Source organism: Lactobacillus sp. UMNPBX6 (assembly GCF_002553975.1).
In the GTDB taxonomy this organism is placed as follows: domain Bacteria; phylum Bacillota; class Bacilli; order Lactobacillales; family Lactobacillaceae; genus Lactobacillus; species Lactobacillus gallinarum.
In genome coordinates this window covers 1-1,839 of the sequence record NZ_PCZD01000105.1, presented here as the reverse complement: position 1 = coordinate 1,839, position 1,839 = coordinate 1, and the positions used below count along the sequence as shown (strand labels likewise).

General features: G+C 32.2%; 2 protein-coding genes and 1 pseudogene. All 3 read right to left on the bottom strand.

Annotated elements, in window-relative coordinates; translation table 11 throughout:
• A pseudogene (locus CP357_RS09830) lies at positions 1–674 on the bottom strand (IS982 family transposase); the annotation flags it as partial.
• 142 nt (positions 675–816) lie between these two features.
• Positions 817–1,467, bottom strand: coding sequence for a hypothetical protein (locus tag CP357_RS09825; protein ID WP_098037212.1), 651 nt, complete (start codon positions 1,465–1,467; stop codon positions 817–819).
• 62 nt (positions 1,468–1,529) lie between these two features.
• Positions 1,530–1,688, bottom strand: coding sequence for a hypothetical protein (locus CP357_RS10410; protein ID WP_164477384.1), 159 nt, complete (start codon positions 1,686–1,688; stop codon positions 1,530–1,532).
• Positions 1,689–1,839: the final 151 nt, after the last annotated feature.

The following is a 1,839-nucleotide window of genomic DNA, read 5'->3' as shown; positions in this document are numbered from 1 at the left end:
CTGTCATATTTTTACGATATGGTGTCCAAAGTTCGTAACCCATTTGTTTTAGCTGCTGATGCAGTTCTTTGCCTAAATAGCCTTCGTCGCCAAGAAGATAGTAATTAGATGGATGGGTATTTTCCATCAGTTCAACTGTCTCCCTGGCATCATGAGCTGATGCCTTTGTTACGACATAATCAAGAATGTAACCGTCATCGCTAACAATGGCATGAACTTTGAAACCATAGAAGTAAATTTTCTTGGTGGCCTTATAACCAATGTTGGCATAACCGCGAAAAATTTTAACACGATAGTTGCGAATTGGTTGGCAAACAGGTACCGGAAAGCTGTTAATGATCAAGAACTGTCCATTCAGGTCAACCTTTTTATTCATTTCTTGCCGTATCTGATAAATCAATTGCAATAGCTGACGTGAACGCCGATTAAAACGTGAGTGTGATAAACAATTGAAACATTCACAGAATCTTCTTTGTGATTCAATTCCTGTCTTAGCCTGCCAGATAAGTAAAGCCAAAATCAGACTGTCCGTAGTTTTAATTTGATCAATATTTCGCCGATGAGTAAACTCAGCCGGTGCATACAAACGATACCAGTGCCGACAAATTATCACTAAATCTTTAAAACTAACTTGTCTTAGGGTGGCTAAAGCGCTTAAGCTTAAGGTAGTTCAATCAGATCAGACTCTTTTCTTTTTGATACTACAACTTGAGTCTAGTCTAATTGGACTTTTTTATTAACTAAAACGATTTAACTAGCACCACGCGTATTATGATTAATATCTTTTTTAGTTCGTAAAATTGTAAATCTCACGAACTAAAACCTTTTTCCAAATCGATTGTCAGGTAAATCTATAAAGTATTTATGCCCACCTAGATCATTTTCGACCCTATCATAAATTTCTATTAAAATATAATATGTTATCACGTACATGATGCCAATAATTGCAAAATATATAAAATAAGCTATTATACTAAAACACAATAAAAGTAGATATATACTGGATGAAACTGTAGTACCTATTACAACCAAAATATAAAATTTCTTCCAACTATCAAATGCAATATGCAATATTACTTGAAAGTTTTCAATTAAACGACTTACGAAGTAAATTTCACTAATAAAGCAGAGCCCAACACAAAAACTAATAAAATCTTGTCTCTTTAACAATATTAAAATAATTGTATTAAGTACAGCTACCACTATACTTACTATCATAACTAAACGATTAATACCCATTCTTTTATTTGCTATCAGCCTTTGAGAATCAAATGATATTCTTTCAATCAACCAATTATACTCATCAATTATGTAATAAAAATTTGCTATAAATCCCAAATTAATTATAAATGCTAATAATCCATGCATAATCAGCGAAAAGACCAAATACAACATACCCAACATTCCTATCCAAGGAAGAATGGCAGAAATTCGTCTTGATCGAATAAATTTTTTAGTTTTATTCACCCAGTTCACCTCCTTATATAAAAATGGACATAATTAAATTAAAATTATGTCCATTTCTATTATTAATTTTGCACATTATGTTGACCACAATCACCACCAGGAAGTGTATGAATGAAACGATTTACTCTATAAGTTGCAGCAGAAGCCTTTGTCTGAGTCCCAGCAAAAAGACCTGCACCAACAGATGCCAACACGAGTAAAGACAAAAACACTTTTTTCATAAGATTACCTCCTGGAATTTTTATTAAAATTATTATAATTCTTTTTTAATAAAAATCAACCGTAAATTGCAATAATAAATTGAACACTTACGCTGTTTGATAGATTTTATCTAATTCTCTTTCGAAGATTTCATCTGGTGTGTGATATGCC